This is a genomic window from Maribacter stanieri (assembly GCF_900112245.1).
GTDB classification, from domain to species: domain Bacteria; phylum Bacteroidota; class Bacteroidia; order Flavobacteriales; family Flavobacteriaceae; genus Maribacter; species Maribacter stanieri.
Map to the genome: position 1 here is coordinate 2,266,928 of NZ_FOYX01000001.1, position 18,831 is coordinate 2,285,758.

Consider the following 18,831-nt stretch of genomic DNA (forward strand, 5'->3'; position numbering starts at 1 on the left):
AAAAATTTTCTGAATAACACATTTTTTTTGCCTAAAAATTGGTTAAAAATGTTGAATTAATTGTTAATGTCCGTTTTTCATGAATTATTAGAAATATGATTACAATATTTATGCTTCGTCTATATTGTTTAGTAATAGCTGGTTAAGTATTTGTAAATAAAAAAGGCATCCATTTGGATGCCTTTTTTATTAAAACTTTTTTCTATTGAATTTAGTCTTGAGTCAAAACCCAACTTCCGTTTTGTAAAAGTGGTTCTGCTTGTTTAAACTTTACCGTTTTACTTTCTCCACTCATTACATTTTTAATAGTAACACGTTCATTACGACCTATTTTTGGTTGTTCTCTAGTTATAGTTTCAGTAACAGCAGGACGTTCAGCCTGATTTTGACTTACAGCTCTACTACGTGCCGCTAATTCATCACTATTTGGAATTTCCTCTTTTGTCGTCTGTAAATTTTCTTTAGAGCGTTGAATGTTTCTTTCTTCTTGAATAGCGTTCGGATTCTCTGAAGGCAATTCTCCTTTGAATAAGAAAGAAACAACATCTTTGTTTACTTTCTCTATCATTGATTTAAAAAGTTCAAATGCTTCAAACTTGTAAATAAGTAATGGATCTTTTTGTTCGTGTACCGCTAATTGAACCGATTGCTTTAACTCATCCATTTTACGAAGATGGGTTTTCCAAGAATCATCTATAATTGCTAATGAGATATTCTTTTCAAAATCAGTAATTAATTGCTTACCGTTACTATCATAAGCTTCTTGAAGGTTGGTAACAACATTCAAACTCTTAATACCATCGGTAAAAGGAACAACAATACGTTCAAAATTATTAGCGTTGTCTTCGTGTACTTTTTTAATTACAGGAAAAGCTGCTGCTGCATTACGCTCCATCTTATCATTGTAATAATCATATGCAGCTTTGTAGATTTTTCCGGTAATTTCTTGGGCAGACATGCTACCAAATTCAGCTTCATCGATTGGAGCTGTCATTGAGAAGTATTTAATCAACTCAAACTCAAAATTCTTAAAATCACTTGCAGCTTTATTACTTTCAACGATTACCTCGCAAGTATCGTAAACCATATTGGCAATATCAAGCTTTAAACGCTCGCCCTGTAAAGCATGACGTCTTCTCTTGTATACAACTTCACGCTGTGCGTTCATTACATCATCATATTCCAATAGACGCTTACGTACACCAAAGTTATTCTCTTCAACTTTTTTCTGTGCACGCTCAATAGATTTGGTCATCATACTATGCTGAATAACTTCACCATCTTCCAAGCCCATTTTATCCATCATCTTAGCGACTCTGTCAGAACCAAATAAACGCATTAGGTTATCTTCTAAAGAAACATAGAATTGAGAGCTTCCTGGATCTCCTTGACGTCCAGAACGTCCACGTAACTGTCTATCTACACGACGAGAATCATGTCTTTCCGTTCCAATAATTGCAAGACCACCAGCTTTCTTGACAGCTTCAGATAATTTAATATCCGTACCACGACCAGCCATGTTGGTTGCAATGGTTACCACACCTGCATTACCAGCTTCTGCAACAACGTCTGCTTCTTTTTTGTGAAGTTTTGCGTTCAATACATTATGAGGTACTTTACGTACACTCAATAATTTAGATAGCAATTCTGAGATTTCAACAGAAGTTGTACCTATAAGTACAGGTCTACCTGCTTGACTTATTTTGGTTACTTCTTCTATAATTGCGTTGTATTTCTCTCTCTTAGTCTTGTAAATTAAATCGTTTTTATCCTCTCTAGCAATAGGTCTGTTAGTTGGGATTTCCATAACATCTAACTTGTAGATTTCCCAAAACTCTCCAGCCTCTGTAACAGCAGTACCCGTCATACCCGCAAGTTTGCTGTACATTCTAAAGTAGTTTTGTAAAGTTACCGTTGCAAAAGTTTGCGTTAGAGCTTCGATTTTTACATTTTCTTTTGCTTCAATAGCTTGGTGTAAACCGTCAGAGTATCTACGACCGTCCATAATACGACCGGTTTGCTCATCAACTATCATCACCTTATTATCCATAACAACATACTCGGTATCCTTTTCAAATAAGGTATAAGCCTTTAATAGTTGGCTCATAGTATGTATACGTTCGCTCTTTATAGTAAAATCTTTAAAAAGATCTTCTTTTAGTTCAGCTTCTTTCTCAATTTCAAGATTTTGACTTTCAATTTTAGCAATTTCCCCACCAATATCTGGCATAACAAAGAAATCTCTGTTTTGCTCTCCAGAGATATAATCTACCCCTTTGTCGGTCAATTCTATCTGATTGTTCTTTTCATCGATAACGAAAAGTAAATCTTCATCAACAACAGGCATTTCCCTGTTATTGTCTTGCATGTAGAAATTTTCAGTTTTTTGAAGTAATTGTTTTACTCCTTCTTCACTTAAAAATTTAATTAATGCTTTATTCTTTGGAAGTCCACGGTATACACGTAATAAAAGGAAACCACCTTCTTTAGTATCACCCTCTGCAATTAATTTTTTAGCATCAGCTAATACGCCCGTTAAATGTTGACGTTGTTTTTTTACAATTTCATCAACCTTAGGTTTTAACTCATTGAATTCGTGACGATCACCTTCTGGTACTGGACCAGAAATAATTAAAGGTGTACGAGCATCATCTACCAATACAGAATCTACCTCATCTACCATTGCATAATTATGTGGACGTTGCACCAAGTCTTTTGGTGTATGTGCCATATTATCTCTTAGGTAGTCAAACCCAAATTCATTATTCGTTCCGTATGTAATATCGGCATTGTATGCTGCGCGTCTACCATCAGAGTTTGGTCTGTGATAATCAATACAGTCTACAGATAAACCATGAAATTGGAATATAGGTGCCATCCATGCACTATCCCTTTTTGCTAAATAATCGTTAACGGTAACCAAGTGCGCACCGTTACCAGTTAAGGCATTTAAATATAGAGGTAAGGTTGCAACTAAGGTCTTACCTTCTCCTGTATGCATCTCTGCAATTTTTCCTTGGTGCATGGCTATACCACCAATAAGCTGTACATCATAATGTACCATGTCCCAAGTAACTTCTTTACCTGCGGCGTTCCAAGAATTTTTCCAAATAGCATAAGAACCTTCTAGTGTAACGTAATCTTTGTCACCTGACAATGTTCTGTCATATTCAGAGGCTGTTACTTGTAAAGTTTCATTATTTGCAAATCGCTTAGCAGTTTCTTTAACTACCGCAAATGCCTCTGGAAGTAATTTATTTAATGTCTCTTCAGAAATAGCGTAAGCTTCTTCTTTTAACTTATCTATTTCAGTGTAGATATCCTCATTCTTATCAATATCAGTAGAGTTCTTAACCTCTTCTTCTAAAGTTTTTATTTGATCGGTCTTTTCTTTAATAGAATCTTGAATAACTTTTTTAAACTCTATGGTTTTTTGCCTAAGATCATCATGACTAAGGCTTTCCAGTTTAGATTCGAATGACTTTATTTGGTCTACTAAAGGCTGTAATTCCTTTACATCTTTTTGTGATTTATCACCAACGAATGCCTTTAGGATGGAATTAATGAAACTCATAATATTATAAACTATTAGAATTGAAAATTCTTCACTATCAATTTAGTCAAGGGACTTTCAAAATATTTTAGAATCGACAAATATGTTCGATGCTGTTTAAGAGCAAAAGGCATTCCAGTCTTGATTTTTATACTGATTTACCTAAGAACCTGCCAAAATTACATAAAAAAAAAGCCTCCGAAGAGACTTTTTTGTAGTTATTATGATATCGAATATTAATATTCGTCCTCGTTCCAGAGGTAGTCTTCTTCCGTTGGATAGTCAGGCCAGATCTCTTCGATAGATTCATATATTTCGCCACCTTCTTCTTCCATAGATTGTAAATTTTCTACGACTTCAAGAGGGGCTCCAGTTCTGATGGAGTAATCTATTAACTCATCTTTACTTGCCGGCCAAGGTGCATCACTTAAATAAGATGCTAATTCTAATGTCCAATACATAGTAATTGTTTGATTTTAATTTTTTGCAAAAGTAATTTTTAAATTGAGACAGCAAAGAAATTAGTGATAAATTTCATTCTTATCACTGATTTTTTTGCATTTATTAATTGATAACGAATAAATTACAGATTTATTAGTCCTTTTTTTTAGGAACCCATTTTATTTCCTTCGCTTGTAAATCATATGACAACTTCCGTGCCAATACAAAAAGGTAATCTGAAAGTCTATTTATAAAAGATAGCACATTTTTATCAAAAGGTTCACTTTGATATAACAGAGTAGAGATGCGTTCTGCTCTTCTACAAACTGTTCTAGCTATATGACAGTATGACACTGTTGTGTGACCTCCAGGTAATATGAAATGCGTCATTTGAGGTAATTGTCCATCCATTTGGTCAATGGAGGTCTCTAAAAATTCAATTTCTGTAGTTCCTACTTTAGTGATTTTTAATCGCTCTTTACCATTTTTTAGAACTTCTTTTTCTGGATCGGTGGCTAAAATTGCGCCTACGGTAAATAAATGCTCTTGTATAGTAATTAATTGTTGTCGGTAGATTGGGTCTATTTTTTGATCTCTAATAAGTCCTAACCAAGAATTTAGTTCATCTACAGTTCCGTAACTATCTATACGAATATGATGTTTAGCGACGCGTGTGCCACCAAAAAGTCCGGTAGTGCCATCGTCTCCTGTTTTAGTATATATTTTCATTTTGCTGAATAAGAAAGTGGTGGTGTAGGGGAGTTATGCTTTAAAAAAGAATTTGCAATATGAATTTAATATTCTATAAATCTTCTTTTTTTTCTTTTCGCTCATAATTTTCCATGAACTTTCTTGATTTTCGCTCATTAGATTTACTTCTACTGGTAATACGAACAGCTAAATAAATAGCAAATACGACTCCAAGTATTATATATATAGTATTACTGTTCATTAAAAATAACTTTAGTTTAAAATTACTGGTTTATATCCGAATTTTAAAATGCTCTTCTACTTGTTCCTTTCTAAAGAAAATAATTCCACAGTAGAATAAATCTAAGGTTACACGTACTTGTGATTCCTTTTTTAATATGTTCCAACTCTCAATACTTATTTGATCTTTGTGAATGTCATCTAAAAGTACCATTGTATCATTAGACAGGCTACTTATCGCAATATCATCGTTTTTTAAATCTAAAATGCTTCCAAATAGTACATCGGCATTGATTTCTGTGAAAGTAACATTAGTACAGAATTTTTTAATAGCTGCTTCTAACATCTTATTATCCCCTAAAATATGCACCGTTTTAAAGTTGAAATAATGTAGACTTTTAATAAGTACTTTTGAAGTTATTGGCAGTTTTAATTTTTCTTTATTATAAAGACATTTGGTAACATAATCATAAACAAAAGGAGAATGAACCCCATGCTGATTAGTTGCTGTAAAGATGAATTTAATATAGGATAGAAAACGAAACACTATAACTTTTTCAATTTTTGTCAAAAGTAAGAATAGTGATGCAACTTAATATTGTTACAGTAAAGATTATAGTATAATAATAGTAGTTAATGGTAAGAGTTAGTGTAGGTATACGATTGGGGCGAAAAAGGGTAATTTAAATTTGTTTAAGAAAGTTTAGCGCTGTTTAATTTCGTTGAGAATTTTAAAGCCTTGATTACTCTGTTGTTTTTGTTCTTGTATAATCTAGCAACCTCCGTTGTATTTTCTGTATCAATTGTTTCAATCATTTCAACTTCTACTGTTTTAATTTCTACAGAAACATTCTCGTCGTTAGCTTGTGCTTGAACTAAGAAAGAAGTGAAAAAAAGAACAGTTAAAAGGATAAATGATTTCATAATATTTGTTTTACACTGCTAAAGTACATTCAAGGCCAAACAAAAATTGGCGCTTATAGTTGGTCGGTATTTAACTGTAGACGAATGGTAAATAACGTTCGTTAACTACCACTGGATAAAATGAGTATTTGCATAGATACCCACTAATGGTTATACATAAACCTTCGGTAATTATTGGTGTAGTGCTATGATTATGACTTTTTGTATGCGGGATAAAAACCTTTTATGGAGAGTTTAGTTTAACTATACAAAATCTTATCACTCAACCTGTGGTGATATCTGAAGATGCATTTGAAAGTAGTGGAGTAGTGATTTTATTAAGGGAAACGGTATTGGGTAATAAATTAGAAAGTAGGTAATGGTAAGAAATGGGGTAGGTATACGATTGGGGCGAAAAGGGTAATTTATATTTGTTTAAGAAAGTTTAGCGCTATTCAATTTCGTTGAGAATTTTAAAGCCTTGATTACTCTGTTGTTTTTGTTCTTGTACAATCGAGCAACCTCCGTTGTATTTTCTGTATCAATTGTTTCAATCATTTCAACTTCTACTGTTTTAATTTCTAAAGAAACATTCTCGTCGTTCGCTTGTGCTTGAACTAAGAAAGAAGTGAAAAAAAGAACAGTTAAAAGGATAAATGATTTCATGATATTTGTTTTACACTGCTAAAGTACATTCAAGGCCAAACAAAAATTGGCGCTTATAGTTGGTCGGTATTTAACTGTAGACGAATGGTAAATAACGTTCGTTAACTACCACTGGATAAATTGAGTATTTGCATAGATACCCACTAATGGTTATACATAAACCTTCGGTAGTTATTAATGTAGTACTATGATGATGACTTTCTGTTGGGGGGGATAAAAACTTTTAAGGAGAGTTTGGTTTAACTATACTAAACCTTATCACTCAACTTGTGGTGATATCTGAATTTGCATTTGAAAGTAGTGGAGTAGTGATTTTATTAAGGCAAACGGTATTGGGTAATAAATTGGAAAGTAGGGAATGGTAAGAAATGGGGTAGGTATAAGATTGGGACGAAAAGGGTAATTGTTTTTAGATTAAGAAAGTTTAGCGCTGTTTAATTTCGTTGAGAATTTTAAAGCCTTGATTACTCTGTTGTTTTTGTTCTTGTATAATCTAGCAACCTCCGTTGTATTTTCTGTATCAATTGTTTCAATCATTTCAACTTCTACTGTTTTAATTTCTACAGAAACATTCTCGTCGTTAGCTTGTGCTTGAACTAAGAAAGAAGTGAAAAAAAGAACGGTTAAAAGGATAAATGATTTCATAATATTTGTTTTACACTGCTAAAGTACAGGCATAAACAAACATAATTCGCCGCATATAGTTGGGCGACATTTTACTGTAGACGAACGGTAAATAACGTTCGTCTACTATCTTTGGGAAGAAGTAAAATGTATTGTGAAATCTTAATGTAAATAGGGTTTAACCTTCCATTATTGCTGAAAGTTCAAACCATCTTTCGGTTTTATTTTCAATAGAGTCGGTCAGTTCTTTCAGTTCAATAGATAGGGCTTTAATATCATCGCCACTCAATGAACCATCGGTGAATTTTTCTTGGAGTGTTACCTTTTTCTTTTCTAATTTCTGAATTTCACGCTCTAATTTTTTATACTCCTGTTGGACTGCGTAAGAGACTTTAGTAGCCGAGTCTGGCTCTTTCCAATTCGTTTTCGTAGAACTTTGAGTTTCCTTTTGCTCTCTTTTCTCTATGATTTGGCTGTCTTCATAGGCTCTATAATCTGAATAGTTGCCAGGAAAATCTTCAACAACGGCATCACCTCTAAACACAAATAGGTGGTCTACGATTTTGTCCATAAAGTAACGGTCGTGAGAAACCACCATTAAACATCCTTGAAAATCCATTAAGAAACTTTCTAATACGTTAAGCGTTACAATATCTAAATCATTGGTAGGTTCATCTAGTATTAAGAAATTTGGATTCTGAATAAGTATGGTACACAAGTAAAGACGTTTGCGTTCACCACCACTGAGTTTATCTACAAAATCATATTGTTTTTTTCTGTCAAATAGAAAACGTTCAAGCAATTGTTGTGCTGATATCTGTTTTCCTTTCATTAGGGGAATATAATCTCCAAATTCCCGAATGACATCAATAACCTTTTGACCTTGTTTTATGTCAATCCCTTTTTGGGTGTAGTAACCAAACTTAATAGTTTCACCTACAATTACTTTTCCGCTGTCAGGCTGGTCTCTTCCACTAAGAATATTTAAAAAGGTAGACTTGCCTGTACCATTCTTACCAATGATTCCAATACGTTCTCCTTTTTGAAATACATATTCGAACTTGTCTAGAATTGGCTTGTTAGGGAAAGACTTAGAAATCTTATGAAGCTCAAGAATCTTGCTTCCAACACGTTCCATATTAAGTTCTAACTGAACTTGATGGTCTTTTCTACGTTGACTAGCCTTATCTTTAATTAACGCAAAATCATCAATTCTAGATTTAGACTTGGTAGTACGGGCTTTCGGCTGCCTTCTCATCCAATCTAATTCCTTCTTAAAAAGTAATTCTGTTTTATGCTGTTCTGTAGCTTCTTGCTCTATGCGGGCTTCTTTCTTTTCTAAATAATAAGAATAATTTCCTTTATAAGGATATAGCTTACCGTTTTCAAGTTCAATGATTTCATTACAAACACGCTCTAAAAAGTAACGGTCGTGCGTTACCATAAATAAAGTCATGTTTTCTTTGGCGAAAAATTCCTCTAACCATTCAATCATTTCTAAGTCTAAATGGTTGGTAGGCTCATCTAATACTAAAAGGTCTGGCTTATTAATAAGCGCATTGGCAAGAGCTAAACGTTTCTTTTGACCACCTGATAACTTATCCACTTTGGCGTCTAAATCATCAAGCTTTAGCTTAGAAAGAATTTGCTTGTATTGGGTTTCAAAATCCCAAGCTTCAAATCTATCCATTGCTTCAAATGCTTTTTGATAGGCGTCTGCATCCTCTGGATTTAATAATGCTTTTTCGTAATTTGATAAAACTTTTAAAATCTCGTTATCAGAAGCAAAGATAGTTTCCTCTACAGTTAAATTCGGATCCATTACCGGCTCTTGAGCCAAAAAGGATACTCTGGTAGATTTGCGATAGTTTACCTGACCAGAATCTGGCGTGTCTGCTCCAGACAGTATATTAAGTATAGATGTTTTTCCTGTACCGTTTTTAGCGATTAAAGCAATTTTTTGGTCTTTATTGATACCAAATGATAGGTTATCAAAAAGCACCAATTCGCCATAGGATTTAGAAATATTTTCAACGGTAAGTAAATTCATGTAAGGTATCTTGATTTTTATTTTTTCGTTAGATGTTTACTTTTAAAATAATATATCAGATATATATATCGTACAGCTAATGCTAGTAATACTATAACTAATAATATGGAAAACACTTGAATTTTAAACATCCAAAGAACACAAGTGATTCCTAGTAATATGGTTAGAAATATGATGTAGGTAATAATCCATTCCGGAATATTCCTTTTAGCCATTAAAAATGCTATAAATATATTTGGAGCAAATGCCCATAGCGAATTAAAGTTGCCTTTAGTTGCCAAGTGGTCTGTGCCGAACCAAAGAAAGACTATTAGTACACCTGCCAAGCCCGTTACTAAGAACAGGAAAAAATCTAACCACTTATTCCTTCTAAAATTTTTATAATCGGTGTAGGTTATATAACAGACCAGTACCAGTAATATACCAAGCCAAAAAAGAGGTGTCAAGAAAATAAGAGCTCGGTTTTCTTGTTCTGGAATATCTAATAATACAGATTCTTTTTTAACTATTGGTTTGCCATCTAGCGTGGTATGTTTCATTTGCTCGTACACATAAATTGGTAAAAACAAATGTTCATATGGCGTAGCCTCTCTATCAATTACAGATCCTAATGCTAAATCAATCCCAAAATTAGACCACGAATTAGGGTTTAATTTTAATCTAATTAATTCGCGAAATGTTAACTGGTCCTCTAAATAGCTGTAGTCAAAATTGAAAGTGCTTCCTAAAGTCTTTTCAAATACCATAGGTATTCTAGTGGCACAATTATCAAACAAGAAGTCATACTTATATTTTTTATTTTCGGGCAGTAAATTATTTTCTAAAAAAGCAACTATTTTGGTGCGTTGCTGTACATCTAAATCTAAAATTTGCTCTCTGATCCATCGTTTTTCTTGTTGGTAAGAGTAATCAAAGTATTTAAACGGAATTCTAGAAATGGTATATGATAATTTACCTCTTGTAAAATTCAAATAAAAATTAGGGTCTTCAAAATCATATGTGCCATAACCATAGACTTCATCTATACCCAAAGTTGGGTCTTGCAATCTAATAGCACTGTGTCCAAATTTAGCAGCTAAATCTTCTCCTGTACCTACCGTTAATAAACTGATTTTTGATAACGGGGAAAGTTCTACATTTTGAGATTGTCCCCAAAATGAAGCAAAAAGTAGCATTAAGAAAAAAGTGAGCTTTTTGAACATACTTTTACTAGTTCATAATAGCTGCAAAGATGCAAATAACTAGGGTATTTAATTCTAAAAGCTTTTATAATTTATTGGTTGCACGAAATCAAATAGCAATCTATAGTTTAAAACTTGTTTTACTTTATTGTTTTAAAACTTAGAACCAATAGAATTATCTTATTTTTATAGCATATTTTAAATTCGAGAATTCATTATTTCTCCCATCAAGAAAAAAATAGTTCTTGTAACCAAAGCCAGATTCTTATGAAAAAACATATTCCCAATTTTATTACCCTATTAAACGTTTTTTGTGGCTGTGTGGCAACTGTTTTTGCCGTGCTTAATAAATTAGAAATTGCAGCTATTTTCGTGGCTTTAGGTATATTTTTTGATTTTTTTGACGGACTGGCAGCTCGTGTTCTAGATGTAAAAAGCGAGCTTGGCTTACAATTAGATTCCCTTGCAGATATGATTACCAGTGGTCTTGTTCCTGGTATTGTAATGTTTCAATTATTGGCAATGTCACAAACTAGTGGCTGGGGAGATGGATCTCACTTCTTTATAGAATCGGGAGAACTAAAACTGGTACATCTTATACCTTTCTTTGGTTTTGTAATTACTATGGCATCAGGTTACAGATTGGCGAAATTTAATATTGATGAAAACCAGACTTCTTCCTTTATAGGATTGCCTACTCCGGCTAATGCGCTATTAATATTATCATTACCCCTTATATTACTGTATCAGAACAATGATTTTTTAAATACATTGATACTTAATCAGTGGTTTTTAATACTGCTAACTGTTGTTAGCGCCTATTTATTAAATGCAAACCTTCCATTATTCGCTTTAAAATTTAAGAATACGAGCTTTAAGGATAATGCCATGCGTTACATTTTCATCATTATCAGTTTAGTACTTATCGTAACCATGAAGTTTATGGCAATCCCTTTAATTATCCTCTTTTATGTGGTAAGTTCTATGATTCAAGAGAGACTGTGATTTTAGAAACAAATAGAAGGGTTTATTATGGATAATGAAAATGAAGAATTAGAATTTTGGTTAGCAGGTCCCATACCAAATATCCCTGATATTTTGCAACCTGCTGCACATGCACTTTTGCAATCTGAAAGAGAATTAAAAAAGTACACTGCAAATTTTCCTAAAGAACTTTTATGGGCTAAAACTTCTGGTAGGGCATCGGTTGGTTTTCATATGAATCATATTACTGGTGTTTTAGATAGAATGATGACTTATGCCAAAAGTGAGTCTCTTACCGATGAGCAATTTCTATTCTTAAAACAAGAAGGTTCTTTTAATTTAGATACCGAAGTTGAGGATTTGCAAGAACAATTTTCAACAAAGGTTGCTGAAGCTTTAGCATTTTTTAAGACCATTCCAGAACATACACTTACAGAAACAAGAACTGTGGGCAGGAAAAAATTACCAACTACGGTTTTAGGTCTCTTATTTCATGCTGCAGAGCACAGTCAAAGACATATTGGGCAATTATTAGTAACTGTAAGTGTGCTGCAATCAAAAGTTTCTTAGTCCGGTTTTTAATCAAAATTAAATAGAATAATGAGTAAATCGGTAGTGATTGTCGGTGCGGGCTTAACGGGACTTTTAACTGCATACCGTTTGCAAGAACTTGGGTTAAATGTAACGGTACTAGAAGCTCGAGACCGCATAGGAGGTAGAATTCATACCTTACAATCTGGGAAAGTAAAAGTTGAAATGGGGGCTACATGGTTTAATCAAGCTCATTATCATTTAGCCGACGTTATTGAGGAATTTAAGGTTCCTTATTTTGAACAATTTATGACGGGTAAGTCTTATTTTCAGACGTTTTCAAATGTACCACCACAAGAAATTGCAGTACCGAATGATAGCCCTAGTTACAGATTTAAAAATGGAACCATACATTTATTGAATGCCATAAATACTAAACTAAAACCCAACACCGTATCTACAAACGAGGTGGTTAAGCATATTTCAGTGTATGAAAACGGTGCCGCAATAAAAACCAATACACGAACTTTAAATGCAGATGTAATTATTACCACATTACCACCTGCAGCATTAATTGACCAAATAGAATTTTCACCCGCTTTGCCAAAAGATGTAATATTATTGGCAGAACAAACCCACACGTGGATGCAAGATGCTATTAAAGTTGCATTAACCTTTAAGAAACCTTTCTGGCGAGAGCAGGGTAAATCGGGAACTATATTTAGTAATGTTGGTCCGCTTACGGAATTTTACGACCAATCTAATTTGGAAACTGAATCTTATGCCCTTGTTGGTTTTGCATCTGGTAGTTGCGCTCGTTTTTCAAAAGAACAAAGAATAGAGAAAATAGAAGCGCAGTTGAAAATGGTATTTGGGGTAGAGGCTTTGCAATACGAATCGTATCACGAAACGGCTTGGTATAATGAAGAATTTACCAAATCTAACAGACAAGAAGACAATTTATTTCCACATCAAAACGGCGGACATGCACTGTATCAAGAACCTTTATTTGATGGTAGATTATTTATTTCTGGAGCAGAAACGTCAAAACATCACTCTGGTTACATGGAAGGCGCTATTTTTGCAGCTGAATCTGTTGTTGCAAAATTGAAGAACTTGCACCTAACACAGTAATACATACATGTCAGTTACCTTATTATCATCCCCATTACAGGGTTTTACCGATTTTAGATTCCGCAATGCATTCCATAAATATTTTGGAGGTATTGATACCTTTTATGCACCATACATTCGTTTGAATGGGAAAATGGTGATAAAAAACTCCTATCAAAAAGATTTACAGCCAGAGAATAACACTACGTTAGAAGTTATTCCGCAGGTAATGACTGGTGATGCCGATGAATTTTTGTTCGTAGTAAAGTATATTCAAAGTTTAGGGTATAAAGAATTGAACTGGAATTTAGGCTGCCCTTATCCTATGGTTACAAAGCAAGGTATGGGTAGCGGACTCATCTGTAATCCCGAAAAAATAGACCATATTTTAAAACGTGCTCACGAAGAAACAGATGTTGTGGTTTCTATGAAAATGAGAATGGGCTATGAAAATGCAGAAGAGATTTTAGATGTTTTTCCTATTCTTGATTCTTATCCATTAAAAAATATTGCCATACATGCGCGTATAGGAAAACAGCTGTATAAGGGTGGTGTAGATTTAGATGCTTTTCAAAAATGTGTAGAAAGTACTACCCATAAATTGTATTATAATGGTGATATTACTACCGTTGCGAAGTTTCAAGAAATGCAGAAACGTTTCCCTTCAATAGACCATTTTATGATGGGTAGAGGATTAATTGCCGACCCATTTTTACCTAGCATGATTAAGAATAATACCACCGAATACCCAAAAGACCGTTGGAAGATTTTCTCTGAGTTTCATGATACTATTTATCAGCAGTATGACGAGGCATTATCAGGACCAACACCCATTAAAATGAAAATGCAGGGCTTTTGGGAGTATTTTGCTCAATCAACGTCTAATCCACATAAGGCATTCAAGAAAATTAAAAAAGCCAATAATCCAAGAGCATATCAGCAAGCGGTTCGCGAGATATTGAATAATGAGTAAGGTATCCGTTATCTTTGCAGTATTGTTCTAAAATAGCCTTGTGAAAGACCTTCTTCTAATTACACCACCTTTTACCCAACTAAATACTCCGTACCCGGCAACGGCATACATTAAAGGGTTTTTGAATACAAAGGGTATTTCTTCTTTTCAGTCCGATTTAGGTATTGAGGTTATATTATCACTATTTAATAAAAGTAACTTTCAGCAACTATTCGAAATGGCTTTTGAAGCAGATGCTATTGTTTCTGAAAATTGCCAGAGAATATATGCCCTTCGTTATGATTATTTGAAGACGTTAGATGCGGTTATTCTGTTTTTACAAGGAAAGAATGATACGCTGGCAAGACAATTGTGTACCGATAATTTTTTACCGCAAGCCTTACGTTTTCAACAACTGGATGATTTAGAGTGGGCTTTTGGTAATATGGGTATGCAAGATAAAGCCAAACATTTGGCAACCTTATATCTTGAAGATTTATCTGATTTTATTGTCGAGTGTATTGATCCTAATTTTGGTTTCAGTAGATATGCTGAAAGATTAGGTAGAAGTGCCAATTCATTTGATGAACTTTACAATCACTTAAATGATGCATCTACTTTTATTGATGAGTTAACACTGAAGTTATTAGCAGAACAAGTAGAAAAGGTTCAGCCTAAACTAGTATGTTTTTCGGTACCTTTTCCGGGTAATTTATATAGTGCTTTTCGCTGTGCTCAGTTTATAAAAGTAAATTATCCTGATGTGAAAATTGCTATGGGTGGCGGATTCCCAAATACAGAATTACGCAGCCTTACCGATGTTCGTGTTTTTGAATTCTTCGATTTTATTTCGTTAGATGATGGAGAACTTCCTTTAGAACTTGTTCATCAATTTGTAATAAATGGCGAAGGAGAATTGAAACGCACTTTTATCTTAGAGGATAACCAAGTAGTTTATAAAAATAATAGTAATCAACCAGATTATAAACAGCAAGATATTGGTACTCCAGATTATGCTGACCTGCAATTAAGTAATTACATTTCAGTAATTGAAATTGCCAACCCAATGCATAGTTTATGGAGCGATGGTCGTTGGAATAAACTCACCATGGCGCATGGTTGTTATTGGGGTAAATGTACTTTCTGCGATATCTCTTTAGATTATATAAAGATATATGAACCTGTTGCGGCAAGTCTTTTGGTAGATCGTGTAGAAACTTTAATAGAACAAACAGGTGAATCTGGTTTTCATTTTGTAGATGAAGCAGCACCGCCTTCATTGATGAAAGCTTTTGCGTTAGAAATTCTGAAAAGAAACCTGACCATTACATGGTGGACAAATATTCGTTTTGAAAAAAACTTCACCCAAGATTTATGTTTTTTGCTAAAAGCATCTGGTTGTATTGCTGTTTCTGGAGGATTGGAAGTAGCATCAGACCGTTTACTGAAATTAATTGATAAAGGTGTTACAGTTGAACAAGTTGCCCAAGTGACACGCAATTTGACCGAATCTAATATTATGGTGCATTCGTATTTAATGTACGGCTACCCAACACAAACGGTACAAGAAACGGTAGATAGTTTAGAGATGGTGCGACAGCTGTTTGAATTGGGAATTATACAATCGGGTTTTTGGCATCAGTTTGCATTAACAGCGCATAGTCCGGTGGGTTTAAATCCTGAAGATTATGGAGTAATTCCAGATTTAAAACAGATCAGCTTTGCTAATAATGATATTGACTTCAAAGATAAAATTGGTGTAGATCATGGTAAATTTAGTTATGGTCTAAAAAAATCACTTTTCAACTTTATGCACGGTATCGGGTTTGATATGAGTTTGCAAGAATGGTTCGATTTTAAAATACCTACGTCAACAATAGCTCCAGATTATATTTATAATTGCTTAGAACAAGAATTGGTACTGAATACAAAACCTACTGCTAAAGTAGCTTGGATCGGTCAAATGCCTATGACTAGTGAGCGAGTGAAGAAGAAAAAAGGAATGACTTGGCAACAACTAGAATTAAGCTTTCATACTAAGGTAAATAAGTATGAAATAACAGTGGATAAGGACAAAGGAGAATGGTTACTTTCTAGTTTGGAAAAATTGAAACCTGCCAATAAACTAATAAGTTACGGTCAGTTAAAAAAGGATTACGAATCTCAATTAGAAGATTTTGAACTTTTTTGGTACTCAAAGCAAATAAGTGGTTTGCGTGAGCACGGACTGTTGATTTTATAATTTAAGTATGTAAAAATGAAAGTTGAAAATATTAGATTAGAGGAAATAGATGAAGTTTTCAACTTATATAACATTGCCTCAGCATATCAGAAAAGTAAGAAATCTGTAGTAGTCTGGCCTGAATTTGATAGGGATATGGTTTCTGCTGAAATAACCGAACAAAGACAGTTTAAATTGGTCATTGATAATGAGATTGCTTGTATCTGGGCCATTACTTTTTCTGATGCTCAAATATGGGTAGAAAGAAATGAAGACCCAGCCATTTATATTCATCGTATAGCCACAAATCCAGATTTTCGTGGTCATAATTTTGTAGCTTCGATTGTAGATTGGGCAAAAGATTATGCAAAAATGTATGCTAAACAATTCATACGTTTAGATACTATTGGGGAAAATACCCGCTTAATTAAGCATTACTGCACTTGTGGTTTTAATTTTTTAGGCATGTTTAATCTGCCAAATGTAGATGAACTTCCACCTCATTACAAAGAAGGGCCTGTTTGTTTATTTGAAATTGATTTAAAAAAAGAGCGTAATGAAGCCAAGAATCGTTGAATTAAAATCAAAACAACTAGTAGGGTTAAATCAAGAAATGAGCCTAGTGGATAATAAGACTTTTGAACTTTGGAAAAATTTCAGGCAACGTAGTAAGAATATTTTAAATAAGTCGTCTCAAGACTTTATCTCGTTACAAATATATCCTAAAGGTTATTTTGAAACCTTTTCTCCGGCTAAAAGATTTGTAAAATGGGCTTGTGTAGAAGTAGATGATAATAAAAGTATTTCCACAGATTTTCAAAGTTTAAATCTAGAAGGCGGACTTTATGCTGTCTTCGATTATAAAGGTACTGCAGAAAGTGCCCCAGCTTTTTTTCAATATATTTATGGAGAATGGATTCCTAAATCAGATTATATTTTAGATGACCGCCCACATTTTGAAGTGTTAAGTGACAAGTACAAAAACAATGATCCTGCCTCGGAAGAGGAGATTTGGATTCCGATTAAAGCAAAATGAAACAACCCGAAAAAGCGCCCTGGTATTACTTGATACTATTAATTTTAGCTGGAGAGAGCGTCTTTATTTTACCCTTTGTTTTACAGCGAGTATTTAGGCCTACGGTATTAAAGGTATTTGAGCTAGACAATGTGTCATTGGGACTTTGTTTTTCTGTTTATGGCTTTGTGGCATTGATATCTTATTTGTTGGGCGGACCTTTGGCAGATAAATATCAACCTAGAAAATTAATAGCTATTGCGTTGTGGATGACCGCCTTAGGTGGATTAGTTTTTGCAACCTTCCCTGATTATTTAATGCTTCAAATATTATATGGGTTCTGGGGTTTTACCACTATTTTTCTTTTTTGGTCTCCTATGATAAAAGCCACAAGGGTTTGGGGCGGACAAAATTCTCAAGGTAAGGCATTTGGATTTTTAGATGGAGGTAGGGGATTGGTAGGTGCTCTTTTTGGAACTTTGGGAGTACTCGTTTTTGCTCATTTTATGTCGGCAGATTTAGAGGTGGCGTCCTTGCAAGAAAGTAGATTTGCCTTTCGTTATGTTATTTTAACTTCTTCAGGTATTGTAGCGGTTGTGGGTGTCTTGGTTTGGCTGTTTATGAAGCTGCCCGAGCATCAAGAGAAAGAAATTGTTGTAGATAGAATTACAACTTCACAAATTAAAGAAGTCCTTCGACTGCCATCCGTTTTATTATTAATGATTATTATTCTATGTGCTTATGTAGGATATAAAATCACTGATATATTTTCGCTCTACGCCCAAGATGTTATGTTGTTAGATGAGGTTGGTTCTGCGGAAGTAGGTACGTTCTTGTTATTTGCAAGACCGGTTGTAGGTGTATTTATAGGGATTGTGGCCGACCGTTCTAGACCAAGCTTATTTTTATTTATAGGCTTTGTAATTGCACTTATAGGTTCATTACTCTTTGCTTCTGGTATGGTTGCGAATGTTTCCTATTTTATATTTTTATTTTCTATAATGATTGTTGCATTAGGTGTTTACGCCATACGATCTTTATATTTTGCAGTAATGCAGAGTGGTAAAATTCCTTTAGTATTAACTGGTACTGCGGTTGGGCTTATTTCTTTAGTAGGATATACACCAGATATTTTTGCTGGTCCTGCAATGGGTTATTTACTAGATGCTTCACCAGGTTTAGAAGGACACCGACATGTGTTTTGGATGTTAGCCTTATTTTCATTTATTGGTGGTATAGCGGCATTTAGATATCTTCAACTTTATGGTAAACAATTCAATGACAATTCCAAAAAATCTTAATCTGGTATTATCCGGAATTATTGTAATTATTGCCGGATTCGTATATGGTGGTCATCCAACGGTTATAATGCCAGAACTTTTAGGGTTTGAGGTGGTAGACTTGGAATTGAAGAATATGTTACGTGCTGTAATGGGTATTTATTTGGGTGTAGGGCTATATTGGATAATAGCTGCTTTTAAACCCAAAATTTGGTATGGAGCAACAATGTGTAATGTGCTTTTTATGGGAGGAATTTCTTTTGGAAGAACAGTAAGTACAGTAGTTGATGGTATATCGCCACTATTTACACCTGCATTAATTCTAGAGCTATTGTTTTTTGGATGGGGATTATACAACCTAAAGAAGTACAAAGAAGTAATTTAAGT

General features: G+C 34.0%; 19 protein-coding genes. 9 read left to right on the forward strand and 10 right to left on the reverse strand.

What is annotated here, in order from left to right; translation table 11 throughout:
- Nucleotides 1-211 precede the first annotated feature (211 nt).
- From secA to BM296_RS09865, 10 genes are all read right to left on the reverse strand, one after another.
- Complete coding sequence (gene secA / locus BM296_RS09825; protein ID WP_091902836.1) at nt 212-3,574, reverse strand: preprotein translocase subunit SecA; 3,363 nt, start codon at nt 3,572-3,574, stop codon at nt 212-214.
- 215 nt (nt 3,575-3,789) lie between these two features.
- A complete protein-coding gene (locus tag BM296_RS09830) occupies nt 3,790-4,014 on the reverse strand; it encodes a DUF2795 domain-containing protein (protein WP_027064442.1) in 225 nt (74 codons plus the stop codon).
- Between the two features lie 133 nt (nt 4,015-4,147).
- On the reverse strand, nt 4,148-4,723 hold the full coding sequence (locus tag BM296_RS09835; protein WP_091902837.1) for a cob(I)yrinic acid a,c-diamide adenosyltransferase: 576 nt from the start codon (nt 4,721-4,723) through the stop codon (nt 4,148-4,150).
- Nucleotides 4,724-4,796: 73 nt separating this feature from the next.
- On the reverse strand, nt 4,797-4,946 hold the full coding sequence (locus BM296_RS19410) for a hypothetical protein (protein WP_177214941.1): 150 nt from the start codon (nt 4,944-4,946) through the stop codon (nt 4,797-4,799).
- A 30-nt stretch (nt 4,947-4,976) separates the two neighbouring features.
- On the reverse strand, nt 4,977-5,495 hold the full coding sequence (locus BM296_RS09840; protein WP_091902838.1) for a hypothetical protein: 519 nt from the start codon (nt 5,493-5,495) through the stop codon (nt 4,977-4,979).
- Nucleotides 5,496-5,617: 122 nt separating this feature from the next.
- The gene (locus BM296_RS09845; RefSeq protein ID WP_027064446.1) at nt 5,618-5,848 is read right to left on the reverse strand and encodes a hypothetical protein; all 231 of its coding nucleotides are present in this window, start codon (nt 5,846-5,848) and stop codon (nt 5,618-5,620) included.
- A gap of 414 nt (nt 5,849-6,262) precedes the next feature.
- Nucleotides 6,263-6,493, reverse strand: coding sequence for a hypothetical protein (locus BM296_RS09850; protein ID WP_027064445.1), 231 nt, complete (start codon nt 6,491-6,493; stop codon nt 6,263-6,265).
- Nucleotides 6,494-6,907: 414 nt separating this feature from the next.
- A complete protein-coding gene (locus tag BM296_RS09855; protein WP_027064446.1) occupies nt 6,908-7,138 on the reverse strand; it encodes a hypothetical protein in 231 nt (76 codons plus the stop codon).
- 157 nt (nt 7,139-7,295) lie between these two features.
- Complete coding sequence (locus tag BM296_RS09860) at nt 7,296-9,167, reverse strand: ABC-F family ATP-binding cassette domain-containing protein (protein WP_091902839.1); 1,872 nt, start codon at nt 9,165-9,167, stop codon at nt 7,296-7,298.
- A 17-nt stretch (nt 9,168-9,184) separates the two neighbouring features.
- Nucleotides 9,185-10,369: a lipoprotein N-acyltransferase Lnb domain-containing protein gene (locus BM296_RS09865; protein ID WP_091902840.1), complete on the reverse strand. Its 1,185-nt coding sequence runs from the start codon at nt 10,367-10,369 to the stop codon at nt 9,185-9,187.
- A gap of 246 nt (nt 10,370-10,615) precedes the next feature.
- Here BM296_RS09865 and BM296_RS09870 point away from each other — a divergent pair, with 246 nt between their 5' ends.
- Genes BM296_RS09870 through BM296_RS09910 form a run of 9 tightly spaced genes read left to right on the forward strand, consistent with a single transcriptional unit; the run spans nt 10,616 to nt 18,829 of the window.
- A complete protein-coding gene (locus tag BM296_RS09870) occupies nt 10,616-11,353 on the forward strand; it encodes a CDP-alcohol phosphatidyltransferase family protein (protein ID WP_091902841.1) in 738 nt (245 codons plus the stop codon).
- Between the two features lie 27 nt (nt 11,354-11,380).
- The gene (locus BM296_RS09875) at nt 11,381-11,902 is read left to right on the forward strand and encodes a DinB family protein (RefSeq protein ID WP_091902842.1); all 522 of its coding nucleotides are present in this window, start codon (nt 11,381-11,383) and stop codon (nt 11,900-11,902) included.
- Between the two features lie 30 nt (nt 11,903-11,932).
- Complete coding sequence (locus tag BM296_RS09880) at nt 11,933-12,997, forward strand: flavin monoamine oxidase family protein (RefSeq protein ID WP_091902843.1); 1,065 nt, start codon at nt 11,933-11,935, stop codon at nt 12,995-12,997.
- 7 nt (nt 12,998-13,004) lie between these two features.
- On the forward strand, nt 13,005-13,949 hold the full coding sequence (locus tag BM296_RS09885) for a tRNA dihydrouridine synthase (RefSeq protein WP_091902844.1): 945 nt from the start codon (nt 13,005-13,007) through the stop codon (nt 13,947-13,949).
- Nucleotides 13,950-13,989: 40 nt separating this feature from the next.
- Nucleotides 13,990-16,170, forward strand: a complete 2,181-nt coding sequence (locus BM296_RS09890; protein ID WP_091902845.1) for a B12-binding domain-containing radical SAM protein — start codon at nt 13,990-13,992, stop codon at nt 16,168-16,170.
- 15 nt (nt 16,171-16,185) lie between these two features.
- Nucleotides 16,186-16,725, forward strand: coding sequence for a GNAT family N-acetyltransferase (locus tag BM296_RS09895; RefSeq protein WP_091902846.1), 540 nt, complete (start codon nt 16,186-16,188; stop codon nt 16,723-16,725).
- Nucleotides 16,706-17,185, forward strand: coding sequence for a GyrI-like domain-containing protein (locus tag BM296_RS09900; protein ID WP_091902847.1), 480 nt, complete (start codon nt 16,706-16,708; stop codon nt 17,183-17,185). The genes BM296_RS09895 and BM296_RS09900 overlap by 20 nt, the downstream gene beginning before the upstream one ends.
- Entirely contained in the window at nt 17,182-18,465 is a 1,284-nt protein-coding gene (locus BM296_RS09905; protein WP_091902848.1) for an MFS transporter, read from the forward strand. The genes BM296_RS09900 and BM296_RS09905 overlap by 4 nt, the downstream gene beginning before the upstream one ends.
- The gene (locus BM296_RS09910; protein WP_036145441.1) at nt 18,443-18,829 is read left to right on the forward strand and encodes a DUF4345 domain-containing protein; all 387 of its coding nucleotides are present in this window, start codon (nt 18,443-18,445) and stop codon (nt 18,827-18,829) included. Before BM296_RS09905 ends, BM296_RS09910 begins: the two co-directional genes overlap by 23 nt.
- Nucleotides 18,830-18,831 lie beyond the last annotated feature (2 nt).

Coding starts and splice junctions, on each gene's coding strand:
- secA (WP_091902836.1), bottom strand. CDS start 3,574: ATGAGTTTCATTAATTCCATCCTAAAGGCATTCGTTGGTGATAAATCA.
- BM296_RS09830 (WP_027064442.1), bottom strand. CDS start 4,014: ATGTATTGGACATTAGAATTAGCATCTTATTTAAGTGATGCACCTTGG.
- BM296_RS09835 (WP_091902837.1), bottom strand. CDS start 4,723: ATGAAAATATATACTAAAACAGGAGACGATGGCACTACCGGACTTTTT.
- BM296_RS19410 (WP_177214941.1), bottom strand. CDS start 4,946: ATGAACAGTAATACTATATATATAATACTTGGAGTCGTATTTGCTATT.
- BM296_RS09845 (WP_027064446.1), bottom strand. CDS start 5,848: ATGAAATCATTTATCCTTTTAACTGTTCTTTTTTTCACTTCTTTCTTA.
- BM296_RS09850 (WP_027064445.1), bottom strand. CDS start 6,493: ATGAAATCATTTATCCTTTTAACTGTTCTTTTTTTCACTTCTTTCTTA.
- BM296_RS09855 (WP_027064446.1), bottom strand. CDS start 7,138: ATGAAATCATTTATCCTTTTAACCGTTCTTTTTTTCACTTCTTTCTTA.
- BM296_RS09860 (WP_091902839.1), bottom strand. CDS start 9,167: ATGAATTTACTTACCGTTGAAAATATTTCTAAATCCTATGGCGAATTG.
- BM296_RS09865 (WP_091902840.1), bottom strand. CDS start 10,369: ATGTTCAAAAAGCTCACTTTTTTCTTAATGCTACTTTTTGCTTCATTT.
- BM296_RS09870 (WP_091902841.1), top strand. CDS start 10,616: ATGAAAAAACATATTCCCAATTTTATTACCCTATTAAACGTTTTTTGT.
- BM296_RS09875 (WP_091902842.1), top strand. CDS start 11,381: ATGGATAATGAAAATGAAGAATTAGAATTTTGGTTAGCAGGTCCCATA.
- BM296_RS09880 (WP_091902843.1), top strand. CDS start 11,933: ATGAGTAAATCGGTAGTGATTGTCGGTGCGGGCTTAACGGGACTTTTA.
- BM296_RS09885 (WP_091902844.1), top strand. CDS start 13,005: ATGTCAGTTACCTTATTATCATCCCCATTACAGGGTTTTACCGATTTT.
- BM296_RS09895 (WP_091902846.1), top strand. CDS start 16,186: ATGAAAGTTGAAAATATTAGATTAGAGGAAATAGATGAAGTTTTCAAC.
- BM296_RS09900 (WP_091902847.1), top strand. CDS start 16,706: ATGAAGCCAAGAATCGTTGAATTAAAATCAAAACAACTAGTAGGGTTA.
- BM296_RS09905 (WP_091902848.1), top strand. CDS start 17,182: ATGAAACAACCCGAAAAAGCGCCCTGGTATTACTTGATACTATTAATT.
- BM296_RS09910 (WP_036145441.1), top strand. CDS start 18,443: ATGACAATTCCAAAAAATCTTAATCTGGTATTATCCGGAATTATTGTA.